We start from the raw sequence: 20,205 nt of genomic DNA, 5'->3' as shown, positions 1-20,205 counted from the left end.
GGGGTGCTTGTCAAGGCGGGAAAGATGCCTTGACAAGCACCCCCGCGCCGTGTTTTTGGCGTCGTATCGGGGGTGGGGGAGGTGTGGGTGCCTTGCTTTGGGTGCATCGGCTGCGGTTTGTGGGGGTCGGGCTTGCGTCCCGGTGTGGGGTTGGTGCGTTGGCTGCGGTTTGTGGTGGGGTGGCTTGCGTCGCGATGTGGCGTTGGCTGAGGTTTGGGGTGGGGCGGCTTGCGTCCCAAGTCGGGGCTGGGTGCGTTGGCTGCGGTTTGTGGTGGTGCATGCGGGGGTTCGCACGCGGAGCGTGCGTGGGTGCGGCGGCGGAGCCTCTTTCGCTCGCTGCACCGTGGTGGGGTTAGCGCCCCAATGTGGCATTGGGTGCGTGTGACGCAACGAATGCCACATTGGGTGCGTGGGATGCACCCAATGCCGCATTGGGGTGCATCGCGGTGCGGGCGGTGCCGTGCGGTGCGGGGGTCCGGGTTGTGGGGCGTGAGGGGAACCCTGGGGGAATCTGGCTCCGTGAGGGTTCCCCTCATTCGCTTCAGGGAGTGGGAGCGCAGGCGGTGTGGCCGACGGTGACCGATCCCGAGGCGCCCGAGGCGGGGGCGAAGTCGATGCGCAGCATGGTCAGGGTCATGCTTCCGTCGCCGGGCAGCGTTTGGATGTTGAAGACTGCGTTCGCCAGCAGCGTGCCGTCCGATTTCGTCAGCGGCTTCGTGTAGTTCGCGGGGAGTGGCGAGGGCAGGCCGCTGATTCCGGTCAGGCCGCTCAGGGTCCAGTTCGCGTTCGTGCCGCTTTGGGTTGCCTTGCAGGTCACCGTGTACGACGAGATGCGGATTCGTTTGCCGCCGGAGCTCACCAGGGCGGACAGTTCGAAGTTGTTTCCAGTGGCCGTCGACGTGGTGGTGGTGACGTCGTTCGCCGGGTCGGTGACCTCCGTTGTGCAGGAGGACGTGCCGCCGCCGAAGCGGACGCCTGGTTGCGACACCGCTGCTGCGGAGGCGCTTGTCGGGCCTTCTACGGCGCACGGGGCTTGCGTCGGGATGGAGATGGTGGTTCCGGACTTCGTGAAGTTCGCGTTGCCGATGTCGGCGATTCCGGCCGGGCTGTCCGCGACGGCGGTGCCGGCGGTGGCGAGCAAGCCGGCGGTGGCCAGGGCTGCTCCGGCCAGTGCGGTGCGCTTGATGATCATGTCGGGTCTCCTCGGCTGTGTTGCTCCCTCTCCCGACTATCCGCAGGTCCGAATCGCCCGTTGCGTCCTCGGGCGGCGATCACCCGTCCGGGATCGCGGATCAACCCGTTCGTGGCGTGGCGGGCATCAGGGGCGGCAGTGTCGCGTTCGTCACCGTTTCCGCAGGACAGCGGGTAAAGGCAGGCCGCGGGGCAACCACTACCCTGAAGGGGGTAACCGACTGGCGAAGAGCGCCATGAGAGAGCGGAGCCGACGTGTCTGTGTCTTCACCACCTCCGGGGGCGGCCCGGGATGGCGCTGTAGAGGACCTGCGCGCGACCGTCGGGCTGCAGATCCAGGACGAGCCGTTGCTGCGCGCCATCGCGGGCGGGCTGGCGGACGTCGAGACGATGCTGCGGGACGTCGTGAAGAGTGACGTGCCCGCTGTGCACGACGCGGCGTTGCACCTGGTCGAGGCGGGGGGCAAACGTTTTCGTCCGCTGTTCACGCTGCTGTCGGCGCAGTTCGGGCCCAAGCAGGGCGAGCAGGTGCTGATCGCTGCTGCCGCGGTCGAGTTGGTGCACCTCGCGACGCTGTATCACGACGACGTCATGGACGAGGCGACCATGCGGCGCGGCGCGGAGAGCGTCAACTCGCGCTGGGACAACACGGTCGCGATCCTCACCGGTGACTACCTCTTCGCGCACGCCTCCCGGCTCGTCGCCGACCTCGGCACGGACGCCGCGCGGATCATCGCCGAAACGTTCGGCGAGCTGGTCAGCGGGCAGATGCGGGAGACCGTCGGTCCCGGCCCTGGCGACGATCCGGTCGAGCACTACCTCACCGTCATCGCGCAGAAGACCGGGTCGCTGATCGCGACGTCCGGACGCTTCGGCGGCATGATGTCCGGTGCGGCCGAGGAGCACATCCAGGCGCTGCGCCGCTTCGGCGACATCATCGGCGCGGCCTTCCAGATCTCCGACGATGTCATCGACATCGCGTCGCCCTCGGTCGAGCTGGGCAAGGCGCAGGGCACTGACCTGCGGGAAGGCGTTCGCACGCTGCCGATGCTGTACGCGCTGGCCGATCCGGGCACCGACCCGCGGCTCGTCGAGCTGCTCGCCGGCCCCATCACCGACGACGACCTGGTGGCCGAGGCGCTCGAGCTGCTGCGCCGTTCCAGTGGCCTCGAACGCGCGCGTGAAACCCTTTCCGACTACGCTTCCCGAGCACGTGCCGAGCTCGCCTCGCTGCCCGCTTCCCCTGCGCGCGACGCTTGCGAGTCGGTCGCCGACTACCTGGTCGCGCGAACGTTCTAAAAGGGGCGAGAAATGTCCATTTTCGGGCAGGTGTGGCTCTGGAGCCTGCTGGCCTTCATTGTAGGCGCGGTCATCGCCTGGCTGGTGCTGGCGCGTCCGGCGCGCAAACGGGTGCGCGAACTGGAAACGGAACTGGCGAGCGCACACGCCGACACGGCCCGCGCCGCGGCCAGCACGCCCGCGCGCACCGCGGTGCCGGCGCCCGCGGAGGACTGGACCAGAGACCGCCGCGAGCACGCTCCGACGGAAGTCATCCAGGCGACGAGCGCTTTCGAGCCGGAAGCCGAGTACGACGCGGAATACCGCACGGCGCCGGAACCGGCCGCTGCTTCTGCCGCGGACACCGCGGAAGCGCCGGAGGACGACGTCGACGAGGCGTTCGCGCAGGCCGAGGCTCGCGAACACCAAGCGGCGAACGGGCTTTTCGACAGCGCCCCGGCCGAGAGCGCTCCGGAAGACTCCGGTTCGGCCTACCGCGCCGCCGCCACCGAGTACCTGCAGCCGGTCGACACCGGTTCGCACCGCATCGCGGAACCGGCCGAGGACCACGACAGCGGCTACCACCGTGTCGCAGAACCCGCCGACGAGCACGACAGCGGCTACCACCGCGTCGCGGAGTCGGCGGACGAGCACGACAGCGGTTACCACCGGATGCCGGAACCGGCTGACGTTCCCGCGGCGGACCACTCCGAGAGTCCCGCCGAAGAGGAGCCGAGCCGGCACCTCGCCGAACCGGCGGACGGCCTGTCCTCTTTGGAGCGACGGCTCGACCCGACTCCGTTGGACAGCACGGCTTCGGAGTCCGAGCCGGTCTCGCTGTTCCGTCCGGGCCCGGGCCGCGCGCCCGAACCGGAACCGGACTGGTTCAACCAGCCGGAAGCGGCTCAGCGGTCGCCGTTCGAGGAACCCGCCGAACCGGTCGAGTCGGCGGTCGGTCACCTCGAAGAGGATTCGTCGACCGATCACCTGATCCCGAGCGTCGAGCCCGTCGCCGCTGAGTCCACAGAGGACACTGCGGAAGGCAGCCAGGGCCTGCCGAAGCGGCAGCGCCGCGAATCCCCGCGTGGCGGTTTTGACCCGCCGCGGCCGATCCAGCCGTCGATGCGCCCGGTGGAGCGCCGTGAACCGGATCTCGCCGGCGGACACAGCGGTTCGCTGTTCGAGCCGTCCGTGCAACCGAATCAGGCCGCGATGGCCGCTCCGGAACCGCCGCCCGCACGGCAGACCGCGGACGACGCGGTGCCGCCGGGACCGTTCGGACCGGGTTCGGCGATGCCGCGTCCGGGCGGCGGTCGTCCGGCGGAGGGTTTCACCGTGAAGGCGAGCGTGACGGCGTTGCGGTATTGCGGGGAGGATTCGCCGCAGTTCCCGAAGATGGTGGCTGAGGTGTGGTTCCGCAGCGCCGCCGATGCTGAGCGGGTCGGGTTCCGTCCGCTGCACTGAGTCCAGATAGGACAGAGGCCGCCATTCCCGAATCCGGGAGTGGCGGCCTCTGTCTTATGTGGACTATGCGACGGTCCAGGTGTCCTTGCCTCGCAACAAGCCCTGCAGGTCCGGCTTTCGTGCTTCGCGTGCCTGCTCGACCTGGGCCCGGGCGGCGTCGTCGTACGTGGGGCGTTCGACCTGGCGCAGGATGCCCGTCGGGACGTGGTTCAGGTTCTGGTCGCCGAGGCGGGAAAGCGCGAAGGCGTACGACGTGTCCGCGATCGACGGGTCGTGCACCACCAGGTTTTCCTCGCCGATCTCGGCGACCTTGCCGACGTCCAGGCCGCCCCAGTCGCCGCGGCGGACGCCGAATTCGGCTTCCGGGCCGAAGCGGATCGGTTCGCCCGCGCGCAGCGGGATCAGCCGGGACGCGGCCTCGTCCTTGTCCTTCAGCACATCGAACGCGCCGTCGTTGAAGATCGGGCAGTTCTGGTAGATCTCCACCAGCGCCGAACCGCGGTGTTTCGCCGCCGCTTCAAGGACTTCGGTGAGGCCCTTGCGGTCGGAGTCCATCGCGCGGCCCACGAACGACGCTTCCGCGCCGATCGCCAGCGACAGCGGGTTGAACGGCGTGTCCAGCGAACCCATCGGGGTCGACTTGGTGACCATGCCCTGTCCGGACGTCGGCGAGTACTGGCCCTTGGTCAGCCCGTAGATCCGGTTGTTGAACAGCAGGATCTTGATGTTCACGTTGCGCCGCAACGCGTGGATCAGGTGGTTGCCGCCGATGGACAGCGCGTCGCCGTCGCCGGTGACGACCCACACCGACAGGTCGGGACGCGTGGTGGCGAGCCCGGTCGCGATCGACGGCGCGCGGCCGTGGATCGAGTGCATGCCGTAGGTGTTGAGGTAGTACGGGAACCGCGACGAGCAGCCGATGCCGGAGATGAAGACGATGTTCTCGCGCTTCAGCCCGAGCGTCGGCAGGAACGACTGCACGGCGTTGAGCACCACGTAGTCGCCGCACCCGGGGCACCAGCGCACTTCCTGGTCGGACTTGTAGTCCTTGGCCTTCTGCGGTTCGTCGGTGGTCGGCACCAGGTCGATGCCGCCCAACTGCGGCAGCCCGAGATCGATGGCGGTCACTTGACGCCCTCCGGAACGAGGTTGGCGATGATGTCGGCGAACACGTTCTGCAGTTCCTCGGCCTTGAACGGCAGGCCGGCGACCTTGGTGTAGGAGTGCACGTCCACCAGGTACTTCGCCCGCAGCAGCAGCGCGAGCTGGCCGAGGTTCATCTCCGGGACGACGACCCGGTCGTAGCGGGCCAGCACCTCGCCGAGGTTGTGCGGCAACGGGTTGAGGTGCCGCAGGTGCGCCTGCGCGATCGGCATCCCGAGCTTGCGCACCCGGCGGCAGGCCGCGCCGATCGGGCCGTAGGACGAACCCCAGCCCAGCGCCAGCACGCGCGCCTCGCCGGACGGGTCGTCGACCTCGAGGTCCGGCACGTCGATGCCGTCGACCTTCGCCTGGCGCAGCCGCACCATCTTGTCGTGGTTGTCCGGGTCGTAGGAGATGTGCCCGGTGCCGTCGGCCTTCTCCAGCCCGCCGATGCGGTGCTGCAGCCCGGGAGTGCCCGGGATCGCCCACGCCCGCGCGAGCGTCTCCGGATCGCGCACGTACGGCCAGAACTCGCCGGATCCGTTGTCGGAGTTGGGTTCCGACGCGAATTCCACGCGCAGGTCCGGCAGGTCTTCGACATTCGGGACCAGCCACGGTTCGGACCCGTTGGCGATCGCGCCGTCGGACAGCAGCAGCACCGGCGTGCGGTACTTCAGCGCGATCCGGGTGGCCTCGATCGCCGCGTCGAAACAGTCGGCGGGCGAGAGCGGCGCGACGATCGGCACCGGCGATTCGCCGTTGCGGCCGAACATCGCCTGCAGCAGGTCGGCCTGCTCGGTCTTGGTCGGCAGGCCGGTGGACGGCCCGCCGCGCTGCACGTCGATGATCACCAGCGGCAGTTCGGTCATCACGCCGAGGCCGATGGTCTCCGACTTGAGCGCGACGCCGGGGCCGGACGTGGACGTGATGCCCAGCGCCCCGCCGTAGGACGCGCCGAGCGCGGCCCCGATGCCCGCGATCTCGTCCTCGGCCTGGAAGGTGATGATGCCGTAGTTCTTGTGCTTGGACAGTTCGTGCAGCACGTCCGAGGCAGGCGTGATCGGGTACGTGCCGAGCAGGATCTGCAGCCCGGACTGCTGTCCGGCGGCCACGATCCCGTACGCCAGCGCGGTGTTCCCGGTGATCTGCCGGTAGGTGCCCTTGTTCAGCTTCGCGGGCGCGACCTCGAAGGTGGTCGCGAACGATTCGGTGGTCTCGCCGTAGTTCCAGCCCGCCCGGAAGGCGAGGATGTTCGCCTCGGCGATGTCCGGCTTCTTCGCGAACTTCTCGCGCAGGAACCGCTCAGTGCCCTCGGTCGGCCGGTGGTACATCCACGACAGCAGGCCGAGCGCGAACATGTTCTTGCAGCGTTCGGCGTCCTTCTTGCCGAGGCCGGTGTCGGCGAGCGCGCCCTGGGTCAGCGTCGACATGGCGACCCGGTGCACCTGGAACGGCGACAGCGAATCGTCGTCGAGCGGGTCGGTCTCGTAGCCGACCTTCACCAGGTTCCGCTTGGAGAACTCGTCGGTGTTGAGGATGATCGTCCCGCCGTGCGGGACGTCGCGGACGTTCGCCTTGAGCGCGGCGGGGTTCATCGCGACGAGCACGTCCGGCCGGTCGCCCGGCGTGAGGATGTCGTAGTCGGCGAAATGCACCTGGAAGGACGAGACGCCGGGGATGGTGCCCTGCGGCGCCCGGATCTCGGCGGGGAAGTTGGGCATGGTCGACAGGTCGTTCCCGAAGGCCGCCGCCTCCGAGGTGAACCGGTCGCCGGTCAGCTGCATCCCGTCGCCCGAGTCGCCGGCAAACCGGATGACCACCCGGTCCAGCTTGTTCACCTCGGTGGTCCGGGACGCGGCCAGCGCGCCGCGGGTGTTCCCGGCCGCGCTGCCGTTCGCACTGGTGCTCATGGGTCAGGGAATCCCTCTCTCCCGGCGTGCTGCGGGCCAGGGTCGGCTCCCCGGGGAGCCCGCCGAGGCCTGCTTCCGAGGTTACTCGCCACACCTGTGGCCGCGGTCGCAGAGCGGTCAAGTGTGGGGTCGCCAGGCCGAGTGCCCACCGGGGTGTCTTCGATCGTAGGGCGAATCGGCCCGGCGTCCGGAGTGACGCGCGTCTCTCGCCGCCGGTACGGCACTGACCAGCAGTTTGCTCCAGGTTGAGGGTTCTCGGAATGTGAGAAATTGTGCGCGGCGGTGCTCAGCGGCCGCTGATGCGCGCTTTCATCGCCGCCAATCGTTCCGCGAATGCCGGTGCGGCCAGCGATTCCAGCTGCGGAGCGAGTTCGGCGTCGACCGCGGCGGCGTGTTCGGTGAGGCCGCTCGTCTGCCGCATAGTCCGCTTGGTGGACAGCACCACCTCACGCGGAGCGGCGACCGCCGGGGCGGCGAGGTCGCGGGCGGCCTGGACCAATGCGTCGTGGCCGCCGTCCACCAAGCGCAGTGCGAACCCCACCCTTACCGCGGATTCCGCGGTAAGGGTTTCGCCGAACAACGCCATCGCGGACGCCTGCTGCGGACCGAGGATTCGTTGCGACATCCAGGTCATGCCGCCGCCGGGGTGCAAGCCGAGTTCGAGGAAGCGCGGGATGAATTTGGCGTGCGGACCCACGAGCCGGACGTCGGCGGCCAGCGCGAGGTTCAGACCAGCGCCGACAGCGGCCCCGCCGACCGCGGCGATCGTCGGCAGGCTGCATCCCGCGACAGCGAGGAAGCCCGCGTACACCGAACGCAATCCTTCGGCGTCAGCCTTGCCCAGCGCGGTGAGGTCCGCGCCTGCGCAGAACGCCGGCGGTGCACCCGTGACGATCACGGCGTGCACGCTCTCGTCGGCCTCAGCGCGCGCGACCGCGGCGGCCAGTTCGGCGGAGAGGTCGAGGGTGAGCGCGTTGCGGCTTTTCGGGGCGTCGACGGTGAGCAGCGCGATGCCCTGGTCGTGCTCGCTGTGAATGCGGTCGGTCATGGCGCTCAGCATCGCAGGCTGAGGCGCGCCGCCGCCGGTTAGAACTGTCACTCAGGACGGCGTCGGCGGCCGCTCCAGCAGCCGGGACAGCACGACTGTCGACACTGTCCGGTCGATGATTTCCAACCCGCGCAGCCGTTCCAATGCGGTCTCGAGGTGGTGGATGTCGGCGGCGCGCAGGTGGACGATCGCGTCCGCCGCGCCGGACACCGTGTACGCGGCGACGACCTCGGTCAACGGTTCGAGCCGGGCCCGGATCCGGCCGGGCGTGACGTTGCCCTGGCAGTGCACTTCGACGAACGCCTCGGTGCCCCAGCCGAGCGCCTCCGGGTCGACGACCGCGGTGAAGCCGCGCAGCACGCCCGTTTCCAGCAGTCGGTCCACCCGTCGTTTCACCGCCGGGGCGGACAGCCCGACCACCTTGCCGATCTCCGCGTAGCTGGAGCGGGCGTTGGCCACCAGGCAGGAAACGATTCGCTGGTCGATGGTGTTCACACGCAATGTTTAGCACGCAGGTGCGCAGTGAACAGCGATTGATTGCGAGATTAGGTCGACCTTAGCCTTGTTGCATGCAGGGAGAGGTTGTGCCGCCGCGGGTGCCCACGCCCCGCCGTTACCTGATGTGCCCGCCGCGTTATTTCGCCGTCGACTACGCGATCAACCCCTGGATGGACCCTTCGAAGCCGGTCAGCGCGGACGTCGCCGTCGCGCAGTGGACCGAGCTGCGCGACACCTACCGCCGCCTCGGCCACACGGTCGAGGAAATCGACCCGCAACCCGGCCTTCCGGACATGGTGTTCGCGGCCAATTCGGGCACCGTCGTGGACGGGCGCGTGCTCGGCTCGCGGTTCCGCGCCCCGCAGCGCGCCGCCGAGGCGGAGCACTTCCGCCGCTGGTTCCTCGAACACGGCTACCGCGACCTGACCATGCCGGAGAAGATCAACGAGGCCGAGGGCGATTTCGCCTGGACCGGCCGGGTGCTGCTGGCCGGCACCGGATTCCGCACCGACCCGGCCGCGCACGCCGAGGCGCAGGAGGTCCTCGGCGTCCCGGTCGTGTCGCTGCAGCTGATCGACCCGCGCTACTACCACCTCGACACCGCGCTGTTCGTGCTGGCCGAGGCGACGGACACGACGACCGCGCAGGTCGTCTACTACCCGGACGCGTTCTCGCCGGGCTCGCAGCGCGTGCTGCGGCGGATGTTCCCGGACGCTGTTCTCGCTACGGCGGCTGATGCCGAATGCTTCGGGCTGAACGGCGTGTCCGACGGGCGCAATGTCGTGTTGCCGGTTGAGGCGACCGACCTTGGCGCGCGGCTTGCTGAGCGGGGCTACGAGCCGGTGTATGTGGACATTTCGGAGCTGCGGAAGGCTGGCGGCGGGCCGAAGTGCTGCACGTTGGAGATCCGCAAGTAGGACGCCGGTTTCGCCGAGCCTGGTTACCTGAGGACCCGGCCGAGGAAGCCATGCAGGTAGCCCGCGACGACATCGAGGTGGCTTTCCAGCAGGAAGTGGCCGCCGTCGATCAGGTGCACTTCGGCGTCTCGCGCGTCGCGGGCGAAGGCTTCGGCGCCGGCTGGGCCGAAGATCTCGTCGTTGCGGCCCCACACGGCGAGCACCGGGACGTCGTGCGTGCGCAGGAATTCGTGCAGCAGCGGGTAAAGCGGGCGGTTGTTCTGGTAGTCGCGGAACAGCGCGAGCTGGATTTCGTCGTTGCCGGGGCGGGACACCCGCGCGTGGTCGTGTTCCCAGGTGTCCGGGCTGACCAGGCTCGGGTCGGCGACGCCGTGCAGGTACTGCCAGCGGATGGCGTCGTAGCTCAGCGCGGCGCGGACAGCCGGTTCGGTGTCCGGGCCGGGGTTCGCGCCGTAGGCCCAGAGGCCGGTCCAGAACGAGTCGACGAAGCCTTCCTCGTATCCGTTGCCGTTCTGCGTGACGATCGCCGAGATCCGGTCCGGCTGTTTGAGCGCGAGCCGCCAGGCGATCGGGGCGCCGTAGTCCTGGACGTAAACCGCGTAGCGGTCCAGGCCCAGCTGGTCGAGCAGGCCGGACGTGAGGTCGGCGAGTGTGTCGAAGGTGTAGTCGAACTCGTCGGCTGAGGGGGCGGCGGAGTGCCCGAAGCCGAGGTGGTCCGGCGCGATCACCCGGTAGCGGCCGGCCAGCAGCGGGATGAGGTTCCGGAACATGAACGAGCTGGTCGGATACCCGTGCAGCAGGACGATCGCGGGCGCGTCGGCGGGACCGGCCTCGCGGTAGAAGAGCTCGTGGCCGTCGACGGTCGCCGTCCGGTGCTGGATCATGGCTAACCCCTTTGAGGTTTTAATCTGGTTAGGTGCTCGCCATGGAAGCATGGCCGGGCTAACCTGTCAAAGTGTTCAATCTGGTTAGGGGCTGCGATGGACGTGCTCGACCTGCTCAACAGCAGGCCACTGGTCAACGGCGAGGAACAGGACGCGCTGGGGCAGCAGTGGGCGAGGGAGCACGGCGGAGACGGGAGCGCCGCGGAGCTGGAGCTGCTGCGTCAGGCGCGAAATCTCCTGTGCGACGTCGTGCGCGGGGACAGCTCGCCGACCGTGTTGCGTCCGCTTCTCGACGGGGTTCGGCAGGTTCCGGAGGTCTCCGCGGACGGGCTGCAGTGGTCAGTGGAAACGCCGCCGCACGCTCGGTTGACCGTCGAAGCGGTCCTGGATTGGGCGGCGCTCGAAAAGGATCTTCCTGGGCGGCTGCGGGCCTGTGCGAATGACGAGTGTCAGCTGTTCCTGCTCGATCGCAGCCGCGCCAATCGCGCCCGCTGGTGCTCGATGGCGGCCTGCGGCAACCGGGAGAAGGCGCGGCGGCACTATCAACGCAATCATTGAATCTTCACCCAAACGTGTGAAGATGGGGGCTGTCTACAAGTGTGGACATATTCCGATTTTCCTGCGGGAGTGTTTAGTCTGGGCTGAAAATGCACTGTTGACCATGGGATCGGTGTCGGTAACTACTCCGTTTGCTAATCCGATTAATCGGGTACGGTACGACGGACGGGAGGCGCGATGATCACCTTTGCGGTGCACGGCATCGGGAAGCCCCAGCGGGCCCTCGATCCTGGTGAGGACGAGCGGTGGATCACCGTGCAGCAGTTCGACGCGCTGCTGGACGTCGTCTCGGGGACGGGTGCGCAGCTCACCTTCGACGACGGGAACTCGTCGGACGTCGAGATCGCCTTGCCGCGGCTGGTCGAGCGCGGGCTTTACGCCGAGTTCTTCCCGTTGGCCGGCCGGGTCGGCGAGCGCGGGTACGTCGACCGCGCCGGGCTGCGGCAGCTGGTGGACGCGGGGATGCACGTCGGATCGCACGGCTGGGACCGGCTGGACTGGCGGAGGTTCGACGGTTCGTTCGCGGTGCGCCGGGAACTGGACGACGCGCCGAGGTTGCTGGAGCAGCTGAGCGGTACGCCGGTGCGGCGGTTTTCGCTGCCGGAGGGCCGGTTCGACCGGCGGGTGCTGACGCATCTGCGCGATGCCGGCGCGACGCGCGTGTACGCGAATGTCGGCGGGGTGCGCGGGGCGGCACTGGTGCGGTCGCGGACGGAGATCCGATCGGACCTGAGCCCGCGGTGGGCCGAGGCAGTAAGCCGCCGTCCGCGCCGATTCACCGGACGCTGGGCGTCGAGGCCCGGCCGGTAACCGGCCCCCCATTCGAGACGAGTCTTCACGGACTGCTCGCTTCGGCGGGAAAAAACACCCTCTTTTGGCGGGTTGTGACCGCATCCGTTCGGCGGCATCCTGAGCGCGCGCCGCCGTAAGGAAAGTTTCCTAATAAACAGGGAGCGTCGATGCGGAAACTCGTCCTGCTCGCGATTCTGGCGATAGCCGCCGCCGTCCTGCCCACTGCGCTCGCCTCCGCGGCGACCCCCGCTCCGGAAGCGGTCCAGGCGGGCCCGACCGCGGATCAAATCCTCGCCAAGGTGGCGTCCTGCAATCAGATCTCCAACGGCAAATACCAAACCGACGAAGACTCCGGCAGCGCGACCGTCCCGGTCTGCGACGCCGGCAAGGCAGTCTTCTGGAAAGCCGACATGGACATCGACTGCGACGGCCAGCGCACCACCGAGTGCAACGAGAACACCGACTGCTGCTTCCTGCCCGACACCGCTTTCCCGCAATCCGACGGGAAACCGCTCAACGCCGCCAAGCTGCCGTACATCGTCGTCCCCAGTTCGAGCAGCATCTGGAACTACGAAAACTCCGGCCTCAACGGCGGCGGTTCCTGCGCGGTGATCTACAACGGCAAGGTCGAATACGCGGTCATCGGGGACACCGGGCCGAACAAGATCATCGGCGAAGCGTCGTACGCGACGGCCAAGGACCTCGGCATCAACCCGGACCCGAAGAACGGCGGCGTCGACTCCGGCGTGACGTACGTGTGCTTCAAGGACTCGGCGGTGAACCCGATCGAGGACCACGCCGCGGCGACGAGCACGGGCGAAAAGCTGGCGTCGGAGTTCGTGGGCGGAAACTGAGTTTTTCAGAGAACTGAGGAGAATGCTCGGCGCGAGAGCTGCCGCGAACTCTGCCAAGCAGTACTGATGGCGACCTGATATACGTTGGTGTCCAACGAAGTTCGCCGTAACAAGGCCATGCCCCGCACCGACCTTTCGGATGTGAGCGAGCAGCAGTTCCGAGTGTCGGTCGTGATCGTGACCTACAAAAGCGCCGAAGTGCTGCCCGGATGCCTCGATTCGCTTCCCGCTGCGTGCCACGGCACAGAACTCGTCGAGGTGGTCGTGGCCGACACCATGTCCAGCGACGCCACCCCGGAGATCGCGAGCCGCGGCTGGGACTTTCCAATTCGGCTGGTGAGTACCGGGCACGGCGGCAGTCGCGCCGCGGCCCTCAACGCGGCGATCAAAGAAGTCCAGAACGTCGACGTGGACGCGGTCTTCGTCCTGAATCCGGACGCACGCCCCCGTGCGGGCTCACTGGCCGTGCTCGGAAAAGCGCTCGATTACCCGCGCAGAGGCATCGTCTATCCACGGCTGCTCAACGTGGACGGTTCGCTCCAGCCTTCGATCCGCCGCGATCCCACGGTGCGCCGCGCGCTGGCCGAAGCGATCGTGGGAAGCGCGTGCGCGGGTAGATGGGGAACGATGGGCGAGCTGATCACTGATCCAGTGCAATACGAGTACCCCCGTCCGGTCGCCTGGGGCACCGGAGCGGCGATGCTGATCAGCGCTGAGGCGTTGCACGATATCGGCCCGTGGGACGAATCGTTCCTGCTTTACGGCGAAGAGGCGGAGTTCTGCTTGCGGGCAAAGGATTTCGGCTGGCAGCCGTGGTACGAGCCGGCTGCGGTGGTCGATCACCTCGGTGGCGAGTCCCGCGCCAACCCGGAGTTGCGGGCGCTGCTCACCGTCAACCGGGTCGAGGTTTTTCGCCGGCGCAGCGGGAGTCTGGCGTCGGCGGCCTACTTCGCCGCGGTGGCGCTCGGCGAGTTCTTCCGTTCGCTCGGCGGACGACGCACCGCGAGAGCCGCGCTCGTGGCGTTGATGCGCCCTTCGCGCCGGCTGACCGCGCTTCCGGACTGAACGGCGTTGGTCCGCACCCGGCGCACGGCCGGCAGTTCTCGCGGGCTCAGCGCCGGTATTCAGCGCCTTCCGAGGCCGTACCACCGAAATCCGGCGCGGGCGAGCACGTCCGGGTCGATCAAATTGCGGGTGTCCACGACGACCGGACGCCGCGTCAGCTCGGCCAGGCGCGGCCAATCGAGCGTACGGAACTGCGGCCATTCGGTGAGCACGACGAGCGCGTCGACGTCCTTGGCGGCCAGCTCCGGATCCTCGACCACGTTGATCGACGCCAGTGCCGGATGCGTGGTGCCAGCCGGCACCGCCGGGTCGTACGCGACGAGATCGGCACCGTCCTGGCGGAGCATCGCGGCGACCGCGATCGCAGGAGAATCGCGCAGGTCGTCAGTGTTCGCCTTGAACGTGAGGCCGAGGAGGCCGACGCGCGCATGCGAGAGCGTGCCGGAACGCCGCCCGGTGACCGATTGCCGCACTTTGTCCACGATGCGCTGCCGCTGCCGTTCGTTCGTGTCGATTGCCGCGCGCAGCAGGCGGAACTCAAAGTCGGCGGAGTCCGCGATCTGCAACATCGCCCTGGTGTCCTTGGGCAGGCACGAGCCGCCCCAGCCCGGGCCGGGCCTGAGGAACGACTGGCCGATCCGGCGGTCGTAGCCCATGCCCTCGGTGACGTCGCCGATGTCCGCACCCAGTCGCTCGCACAGTTCGGCCATCGCATTGACATACGACAACTTCATGGCGAGGAAACAGTTCGCCGAATACTTCACCAGCTCTGCGCTTGCCGCGTCGGTGAGGACCGTCGGCGCGCCGAGCCGCGAATACAAGGCGGCGACGCGTTCCGCCGCGTCCTGCGACCGGCTGCCGACGACGATCCGGTCCGGCTTCAGGAAGTCCTCGACCGCCGACCCCTCGCGCAGGAACTCGGGGTTGCTGACCACGGCGACGTCGTCGCGGCCCAGCAGCTCCTGCGTGCGGTCTGCGGTCCCGACGGGCACAGTCGACTTGTTGACCACGACCGAATCCGGTGCCAGCACTTCGGTGATCTCGCGCAGCACCGCTTCCACCGAGCCCAGGTCCGCGACGCCGCCCACGCCCATCGGGGTCGGCACGCACAGGAACACGATTTCGGCGGCGGTACCCGATTCCGGCGCGACGGCGGCTCGGGCGCCGAGGACGAAGCTCAACCTGCCTGCGGCGAGTCCCTCGGCCACCAGTTCGGCGAGCCGAGGCTCCAGGATGTCGACTTCGCCGCGGGACAACCGCGCGATCTTGTCCTGGTCGACGTCGGCGCAGACCACGCGGTGGCCGAGAGAGGCGAGGCAGACGCCTGTGGTCAGGCCGACATAGCCGGTGCCGACTACAGCGATGCTCCGGACGAACATGGGTCAGATCCCCTCGGTGGCGTTGTCGCGGCGCAGCAGCCGGTCGTAGACGGAGACGTAGGTTCGTGCCTGCGGGGCCCAGTCGAGTTCGCGTTCGGCGCGCAACCTGCCCCGCTTGCCCAGCTCCTCCCGGCGATCCGGGTCGTCGAGCAGGGAGACGAGCTGTTCTGTGAAACCGGCCGCGTCGCCGGGTTCGACGTACACCGCGCAGTCGCCGGCGGAGATCGCGTTCTCGGCGAGCCGGTAGGCGACCACCGGCAGTCCGTAGGCCAGATACTCCATCGTTTTGTTCATCGTGGAGACGTCGTTGAGCGGGTTCAGCGGATCCGGCGAGAGCCCGGCCGAGGCGGTCGAAAAGTACTCGGAGATCTGAGCGGGCCCCACCCGGCCCGGCAGATCGACGTAGTCGTCGAGACCGAGTTCGGAGCACTGACGGCGCAGGTCCTCGAGACAGTCGCCGAATCCGAGGACGGCGAACTGCACGTCGTCGCGGCCGTGTTCGAACACCGTCCGCCGGGCGATGTCCAGCACCACGTCGACGCCGTCCTGCGGGCCCATGATGCCCAGCCACACGGCGAGGTGCCGGCGGCCGCGGCGAAGCTCCGGCACTGGCCTGCCGGCCCGCATTACCGAGGTGTCCGGCCCGGACCGCACGATGCTCGTGTTCTCTTCCGGCACGCCGCCGCGGTCGGCCGCGATCCGCTGATAGGAAGCGTTGGTGGAAATGACGTGGTCGGCGGTGCGGAAGGTCATCCGCTCCAACCAGTACAGACCGGCGAGCTGCGCGCGGGCGGCGCGGCCGGACGGTTCGCCGAAGCGCGACCGGAAGACCTCCGGATTGAGGTCGTGGTGGTCGAACACGAACCGGACGCCCCGGCGCCGCCACAGCCGCGCGAGTGCCCAATAGGTGTCCGGCGGATTGCAAGCTTGGAGCGCGGAGAACGGCTTGCGCCGCCATGCTTTCCGGCTCAACCACGCGGTGCGCAGCCACGAGTAGCCGAACTCGAGCGCGTAGCCGAACACCCCGCCCGCCTCCGGGGCGGGCGCGTACTTGTACAGGTGCACGCCTTCGAAGACCTCGTAGCCTGGATCTCCGTCGCCCTTCGGGCAGATAACCGAAACCTCGTAGCCCGCCTCGGTGAGCGCACGGCATTCGAGCCAGACCCGTCGATCGAGGGGCACCGGGAGATTCTGGACTATGACGAGGATGTGCGGACGCGTCATGGCGGCCTCTCCTGCAGACGGTCGACGTTCATAGTTCGCTGCGCCGCTCGGCTCTGTTACGGTGCCGACGAAAGTGACCGTGTTGCAATGATCGCTTGCGCTGCAATGGTTTCCGGCCGCGCCGCGGTGTGTCGAAAACGCACCGCACGGCGTGGCCGTGGCCATTTTTCGGGTGGCTAGGCATTCCGGACCGCTGTAACGCGGCACCCAGTGCGGAGCGAATACCGGGTCGTAAGCGGTACGCGACCCGCGGAGCCGCGGTCACCCCGGAGAGGGCGCCCCATGTTGACCTGCCGACTCTGTGGCTCCACGAGCTTGGCGGACGTGGCCGATCTCGGCGCGACTCCGCCGTGCGAGCGCTTCCTCACTGCTGAGCAACTCGCCGAGCCCGAGATCACCTACCCGCTGCACCTGCGCGTGTGCACCGAATGCTGGCTCGCCCAGCTGCCTCCGTTGATCACGCCGGAGGACACTTTCACCGAGTACGCCTATTTTTCCTCGTACTCCGCGTCGTGGGTCGAGCACGCGGAACGGTTCGTCGCTGACGCGGTCGAGCGGCTCGGGTTGGAAAAAGACGGATTTGTGGTGGAAGTCGCGAGCAACGACGGATATCTCCTTCAACATGTGGTCAAACGGTGGATCCGGTGTCTGGGAATCGAACCGTCGGCAAACGTCGGCCAGGCGGCACGAGACCGGGGCGTGCCCACGCTGACCACTTTTCTCGACGAGGCGACGGCCGCCGAGGTCCGGGAAAGCAACGGCCCGGCGAACCTGGTGGTGGCCAACAACGTCTACGCGCACATTCCGGATCTGATCGGGTTCACGCGTGCGCTGCGGGCCCTCGTCGCGGACGACGGCTGGGTTTCGATCGAGGTGCAGCATCTGTTGACGCTCATCGAGCTCACTCAGTACGACACGATCTACCACGAGCATTTCCAGTACTACACCGTCGCGTCGGCGCAGCGAGCTCTCGCGACCGGCGGGCTCACCCTGGTGGATGTCGAACTGCTGCCGACGCACGGCGGTTCGCTCCGGCTGTGGGCGCGACCGGACGAGGCGGCCGGCGAGCCGAGCGCGCGCGTGCTGGAGGTGCTGGCTCAGGAGAAAACCGCGGGACTGCACGAACTCGCGGGATACACGGAGTTCGGCAGGCAGGTGGCGACCGTGCGCCGGGAGTTGCTCGGGTTCCTGGTCGAAGCCGCCCGCGAAGGCGCGACCGTGGTCGGATACGGAGCGCCGGGCAAGGGAAACACACTGCTGAACCATTGCGGGATCCGGCCGGACTTGCTGGCCTATACCGTCGATCGGAATCCGTACAAGCACGGCCGGTTCACTCCCGGCACGCGCATCCCGGTCCTGGCCCCGGAACGGATGGCGGAGGATCGCCCCGACTACGTGCTGGTGCTGCCGTGGAATCTGCGCGAGGAACTCACCGAGCAACTGTCCTACGTCGGGGAGTGGGGCGGCAAGCTGGTGTTCCCCATTCCTCGGCTGGAAGTCGTCGACCCGGCGCGGAGCGAGGTGGCGAGATGAAGGTAGTCCTGTTCTGCGGCGGGTACGGCACGCGGATGCAGTCCGGTCCGGGCGACGCGCCCAAGCCGATGCAACTCGTCGGGCCGCGGCCGCTGCTGTGGCACGTGATGCGGTATTACGCGTACTTCGGGCACAAGGACTTCGTGCTGTGTCTCGGTTACGGCGCGCACCACATCAAGGATTTCTTCCTGCACTACGAGGAAAGCGCGTCGAACGACTTCGTGCTGCAGGGCGGACGGGTGGATCTGCTCTCCGCCGATATCTCCGACTGGCGGATCACGTTCGTGCAGACCGGGATCAACTCGCCGATCGGCGAACGTCTGCGCCGGGTGCGGCCGTATGTCGAAGCCGAGGAGATGTTCCTCGCGAACTACGCCGACGTGCTCACCGACGCGCCCCTGCCGGACCTCATCGACCGGTTCTCCGCGTCCGACGCGGGCGCTTCGATGATGATCGTCCCGCCGCCGGCGACATTCCACTGCGTGGAGGTATCGGAGGCGGGTTTCGTCTCGGGAATCACGCCGGTGAGCGAGATGCCGCTGTGGGCCAACGGCGGGTATTTCGCGCTGCGACAGGAAGTGTTCGACCACATCCCGGAGAACGGCGACCTGGTCGCCGACGGCTGCGCCGAACTCGCCAAGCGCGGCAGGCTGCTCGCGTATCCGCACCGCGGTTACTGGCGGCCCACGGACACGATCAAGGAGCGGGCGGCGTTGAACGAGGCGTATGCACGGGGAGAAAAGCCTTGGGCGCTTTGGGAAAACGACCGGGTACCGGTCGGATGATCGGCGCCAGGCTGCCCGGGCTGGCGAAGGTCGCCCTGCTCGCCGCGCACTGTGACGATCTCGCGATCGGTGCCGGCGGGACCCTGCTCACCCTGTGCGAAGCACGACCCGGGCTCGAGATCCAGGCGCTCGTGCTGTCGGGCGGCGGGACCGTGCGCGAGGAAGAGGAACGAGCCGCGCTGGCCGCGTTCTGCCCAGGCGCCCGGCTTTCGGTGACGGTACTGAAACTGCGCGACGGCCGGCTCCCCGCGCAGTGGGAAGAGGCCAAGGAAGCAGTGGAGGACCTGCGTTCGAAGATCGATCCGGACCTCGTCATCGGGCCGCAGCCGAGGGACGCGCACCAGGACCACCGGGGGCTGGCGAAGCTGATCCCGACGGCGTTCCGGGGCCAGCCGGCGCTCGGGTACGAGATCGTCAAATGGGATGGCGACCTCGGCCGTCCATCCGCTTACCAGCCGCTCACGCCAGAGATCGCGGAGCGGAAAGTGACGCTGTTGCAGGAGCATTACGCGTCGCAGCGGCACCGGCCCTGGTACGACCGGGAGGCGTTCCTGGGGCTGGCCCGGATCCGCGGCATCGAATGTCAGGCGCGGTACGCGGAGGCCTTCCATACCGGCAAACTCACCCTCGACCTCGCGGGAGGCTGATCGATGCGCGTCTTGCTCACCGGACACCAGGGGTACCTCGGCAGCGTGATGGCACCGGTGCTCGCCCAGTCCGGACACGAGGTGACCGGGCTCGATTCCGGCCTCTTCGCCGACTGCGTGCTGGGCCCGCAGCCGAATGATCCGCCCGCGCTCGCAGTGGACCTGCGCGACGTCACGGTCGATCAGCTCGCCGGTTTCGAGGCGGTGATCCACCTGGCCGCACTGTCGAACGATCCGCTCGGTTCGCTGGACCCGGACCTCACCTACGCCGTCAACCACCGCGCGTCGACGAGGCTGGCGATGCTCGCGAAGGAAGCCGGCGTGCGGCGCTTTCTCTACGCCTCGACGTGTTCGGTATACGGCGCGGGCGGCGACGACTTGGTAGACGAGGACGCACCGCTGCGTCCAGTCACGCCGTACGCCGAGTCCAAGGTGCGGGTGGAGGACGATCTCGTCAATCTCGCCGACAGCGACTTCACGCCGGTTTTCCTGCGCAATGCCACCGCATTCGGCTTTTCGCCGCGGTTGCGCGCCGACATCGTGCTGAACAACCTCGTCGGCCACGCGATTCTCACCGGGGTGGTCCGGGTGCTGTCCGACGGAACCCCATGGCGGCCCCTGGTGCACGCCGCGGACATCGCCAGCGCGTTCGCCGCGGCGCTCACCGCGCCGGCGGAAGCGGTGCGCGCGAGGGCGTTCAACGTCGGGACCGAGGAGAACAACCTGCGGGTGGCGGAGATCGCGGAGGCGGTGGCGAAGGCGGTGCCGGGTTCCGAGCTGCTGATCACCGGGGAAGCCGGCAACGACCCGCGTTCCTACCGTGTGGACTTTTCCCGCGCTCGGGCCGCATTGCCCGGCTTCGCGTGCGTATGGACAGTGCCCGCCGGCGCACGGGAACTGGCCGGCAAGTACCGCGCCTTCGGGCTGACCCAGGAGGCGTTCGACCGCCGGTTCACCCGGCTTGCCCGGCTGCGCGACCGCGGGGCGACCGGCAGCGTCGACGCCGGCCTTCGCCCGGTCGCGGTGGGCTGAGGC

Annotated in this window: 19 protein-coding genes; 11 read left to right on the top strand and 8 right to left on the bottom strand. The window is 68.4% G+C overall.

Annotated elements, in window-relative coordinates; translation table 11 throughout:
- Positions 1-541: 541 nt before the first annotated feature.
- Positions 542-1,192, bottom strand: coding sequence for a hypothetical protein (locus PUT80_RS21440; RefSeq protein ID WP_037816361.1), 651 nt, complete (start codon positions 1,190-1,192; stop codon positions 542-544).
- A gap of 260 nt (positions 1,193-1,452) precedes the next feature.
- On the opposite strand from PUT80_RS21440, the gene PUT80_RS21435 reads away from it, so the two are divergent.
- Together PUT80_RS21435 and PUT80_RS21430 are read left to right on the top strand one after the other, a co-directional pair.
- On the top strand, positions 1,453-2,490 hold the full coding sequence (locus PUT80_RS21435) for a polyprenyl synthetase family protein (protein ID WP_037816359.1): 1,038 nt from the start codon (positions 1,453-1,455) through the stop codon (positions 2,488-2,490).
- A gap of 12 nt (positions 2,491-2,502) precedes the next feature.
- Positions 2,503-3,933 (top strand): hypothetical protein, encoded by a 1,431-nt coding sequence (locus PUT80_RS21430; RefSeq protein WP_037816357.1) that lies wholly within the window; start codon positions 2,503-2,505, stop codon positions 3,931-3,933.
- A gap of 63 nt (positions 3,934-3,996) precedes the next feature.
- Here PUT80_RS21430 and PUT80_RS21425 read toward each other — a convergent pair whose 3' ends face one another.
- The 4 genes from PUT80_RS21425 to PUT80_RS21410 form a co-directional block, all read right to left on the bottom strand.
- A complete protein-coding gene (locus PUT80_RS21425) occupies positions 3,997-5,061 on the bottom strand; it encodes a 2-oxoacid:ferredoxin oxidoreductase subunit beta (protein WP_037816355.1) in 1,065 nt (354 codons plus the stop codon).
- The gene (locus PUT80_RS21420) at positions 5,058-6,986 is read right to left on the bottom strand and encodes a 2-oxoacid:acceptor oxidoreductase subunit alpha (protein WP_275293239.1); all 1,929 of its coding nucleotides are present in this window, start codon (positions 6,984-6,986) and stop codon (positions 5,058-5,060) included. The genes PUT80_RS21425 and PUT80_RS21420 overlap by 4 nt, the downstream gene beginning before the upstream one ends.
- Positions 6,987-7,272: 286 nt before the next feature.
- Positions 7,273-8,034 (bottom strand): enoyl-CoA hydratase, encoded by a 762-nt coding sequence (locus tag PUT80_RS21415; protein WP_275293238.1) that lies wholly within the window; start codon positions 8,032-8,034, stop codon positions 7,273-7,275.
- A 51-nt stretch (positions 8,035-8,085) separates the two neighbouring features.
- Entirely contained in the window at positions 8,086-8,529 is a 444-nt protein-coding gene (locus PUT80_RS21410; RefSeq protein ID WP_037712217.1) for an Lrp/AsnC family transcriptional regulator, read from the bottom strand.
- A 74-nt stretch (positions 8,530-8,603) separates the two neighbouring features.
- On the opposite strand from PUT80_RS21410, the gene ddaH reads away from it, so the two are divergent.
- On the top strand, positions 8,604-9,449 hold the full coding sequence (gene ddaH / locus PUT80_RS21405) for a dimethylargininase (RefSeq protein WP_107051121.1): 846 nt from the start codon (positions 8,604-8,606) through the stop codon (positions 9,447-9,449).
- Between the two features lie 23 nt (positions 9,450-9,472).
- Here ddaH and PUT80_RS21400 read toward each other — a convergent pair whose 3' ends face one another.
- Complete coding sequence (locus PUT80_RS21400; protein ID WP_275293237.1) at positions 9,473-10,333, bottom strand: alpha/beta hydrolase; 861 nt, start codon at positions 10,331-10,333, stop codon at positions 9,473-9,475.
- Positions 10,334-10,429: 96 nt separating this feature from the next.
- Here PUT80_RS21400 and PUT80_RS21395 point away from each other — a divergent pair, with 96 nt between their 5' ends.
- The 4 genes from PUT80_RS21395 (at position 10,430) to PUT80_RS21380 (ending at position 13,602) form a co-directional block, all read left to right on the top strand.
- Positions 10,430-10,891, top strand: a complete 462-nt coding sequence (locus PUT80_RS21395) for a CGNR zinc finger domain-containing protein (RefSeq protein WP_275293236.1) — start codon at positions 10,430-10,432, stop codon at positions 10,889-10,891.
- Between the two features lie 177 nt (positions 10,892-11,068).
- Positions 11,069-11,701, top strand: a complete 633-nt coding sequence (locus tag PUT80_RS21390) for a polysaccharide deacetylase family protein (RefSeq protein WP_037816349.1) — start codon at positions 11,069-11,071, stop codon at positions 11,699-11,701.
- A 149-nt stretch (positions 11,702-11,850) separates the two neighbouring features.
- On the top strand, positions 11,851-12,537 hold the full coding sequence (locus tag PUT80_RS21385) for a glycoside hydrolase family 75 protein (protein WP_275293235.1): 687 nt from the start codon (positions 11,851-11,853) through the stop codon (positions 12,535-12,537).
- Between the two features lie 141 nt (positions 12,538-12,678).
- Positions 12,679-13,602 carry a glycosyltransferase family 2 protein gene (locus PUT80_RS21380; RefSeq protein ID WP_275293234.1) on the top strand — a complete coding sequence of 308 codons (924 nt, stop codon included), beginning with the start codon at positions 12,679-12,681 and terminating at the stop codon, positions 13,600-13,602.
- A 59-nt stretch (positions 13,603-13,661) separates the two neighbouring features.
- Here PUT80_RS21380 and PUT80_RS21375 read toward each other — a convergent pair whose 3' ends face one another.
- Positions 13,662-14,981, bottom strand: coding sequence for a UDP-glucose/GDP-mannose dehydrogenase family protein (locus tag PUT80_RS21375; RefSeq protein WP_275293233.1), 1,320 nt, complete (start codon positions 14,979-14,981; stop codon positions 13,662-13,664).
- Between the two features lie 3 nt (positions 14,982-14,984).
- Entirely contained in the window at positions 14,985-16,163 is a 1,179-nt protein-coding gene (locus tag PUT80_RS21370) for a glycosyltransferase (protein WP_238603442.1), read from the bottom strand.
- 324 nt (positions 16,164-16,487) lie between these two features.
- Here PUT80_RS21370 and PUT80_RS21365 point away from each other — a divergent pair, with 324 nt between their 5' ends.
- The 4 genes from PUT80_RS21365 to PUT80_RS21350 are packed head-to-tail and all read left to right on the top strand — an operon-like array spanning position 16,488 to position 20,202.
- Positions 16,488-17,738 (top strand): class I SAM-dependent methyltransferase, encoded by a 1,251-nt coding sequence (locus PUT80_RS21365; protein WP_238603441.1) that lies wholly within the window; start codon positions 16,488-16,490, stop codon positions 17,736-17,738.
- The gene (locus tag PUT80_RS21360) at positions 17,735-18,523 is read left to right on the top strand and encodes a glucose-1-phosphate cytidylyltransferase (protein WP_238603440.1); all 789 of its coding nucleotides are present in this window, start codon (positions 17,735-17,737) and stop codon (positions 18,521-18,523) included. Before PUT80_RS21365 ends, PUT80_RS21360 begins: the two co-directional genes overlap by 4 nt.
- The gene (locus PUT80_RS21355) at positions 18,520-19,170 is read left to right on the top strand and encodes a PIG-L family deacetylase (protein ID WP_043827699.1); all 651 of its coding nucleotides are present in this window, start codon (positions 18,520-18,522) and stop codon (positions 19,168-19,170) included. The genes PUT80_RS21360 and PUT80_RS21355 overlap by 4 nt, the downstream gene beginning before the upstream one ends.
- Positions 19,171-19,173: 3 nt before the next feature.
- The gene (locus tag PUT80_RS21350) at positions 19,174-20,202 is read left to right on the top strand and encodes an SDR family oxidoreductase (RefSeq protein ID WP_275293232.1); all 1,029 of its coding nucleotides are present in this window, start codon (positions 19,174-19,176) and stop codon (positions 20,200-20,202) included.
- Positions 20,203-20,205 lie beyond the last annotated feature (3 nt).

Origin of the sequence: Amycolatopsis sp. La24 (assembly GCF_029087445.1) — a bacterium.
GTDB lineage: Bacteria > Actinomycetota > Actinomycetes > Mycobacteriales > Pseudonocardiaceae > Amycolatopsis > Amycolatopsis nivea.
This window is presented reverse-complemented; position numbering and strand designations above follow the sequence as displayed.

Coding starts and splice junctions, on each gene's coding strand:
- PUT80_RS21440 (WP_037816361.1), bottom strand. CDS start 1,192: ATGATCATCAAGCGCACCGCACTGGCCGGAGCAGCCCTGGCCACCGCC.
- PUT80_RS21430 (WP_037816357.1), top strand. CDS start 2,503: ATGTCCATTTTCGGGCAGGTGTGGCTCTGGAGCCTGCTGGCCTTCATT.
- PUT80_RS21420 (WP_275293239.1), bottom strand. CDS start 6,986: ATGAGCACCAGTGCGAACGGCAGCGCGGCCGGGAACACCCGCGGCGCG.
- PUT80_RS21415 (WP_275293238.1), bottom strand. CDS start 8,034: ATGACCGACCGCATTCACAGCGAGCACGACCAGGGCATCGCGCTGCTC.
- ddaH (WP_107051121.1), top strand. CDS start 8,604: ATGCAGGGAGAGGTTGTGCCGCCGCGGGTGCCCACGCCCCGCCGTTAC.
- PUT80_RS21400 (WP_275293237.1), bottom strand. CDS start 10,333: ATGATCCAGCACCGGACGGCGACCGTCGACGGCCACGAGCTCTTCTAC.
- PUT80_RS21395 (WP_275293236.1), top strand. CDS start 10,430: ATGGACGTGCTCGACCTGCTCAACAGCAGGCCACTGGTCAACGGCGAG.
- PUT80_RS21390 (WP_037816349.1), top strand. CDS start 11,069: ATGATCACCTTTGCGGTGCACGGCATCGGGAAGCCCCAGCGGGCCCTC.
- PUT80_RS21385 (WP_275293235.1), top strand. CDS start 11,851: ATGCGGAAACTCGTCCTGCTCGCGATTCTGGCGATAGCCGCCGCCGTC.
- PUT80_RS21375 (WP_275293233.1), bottom strand. CDS start 14,981: ATGTTCGTCCGGAGCATCGCTGTAGTCGGCACCGGCTATGTCGGCCTG.
- PUT80_RS21365 (WP_238603441.1), top strand. CDS start 16,488: ATGTTGACCTGCCGACTCTGTGGCTCCACGAGCTTGGCGGACGTGGCC.
- PUT80_RS21360 (WP_238603440.1), top strand. CDS start 17,735: ATGAAGGTAGTCCTGTTCTGCGGCGGGTACGGCACGCGGATGCAGTCC.
- PUT80_RS21355 (WP_043827699.1), top strand. CDS start 18,520: ATGATCGGCGCCAGGCTGCCCGGGCTGGCGAAGGTCGCCCTGCTCGCC.
- PUT80_RS21350 (WP_275293232.1), top strand. CDS start 19,174: ATGCGCGTCTTGCTCACCGGACACCAGGGGTACCTCGGCAGCGTGATG.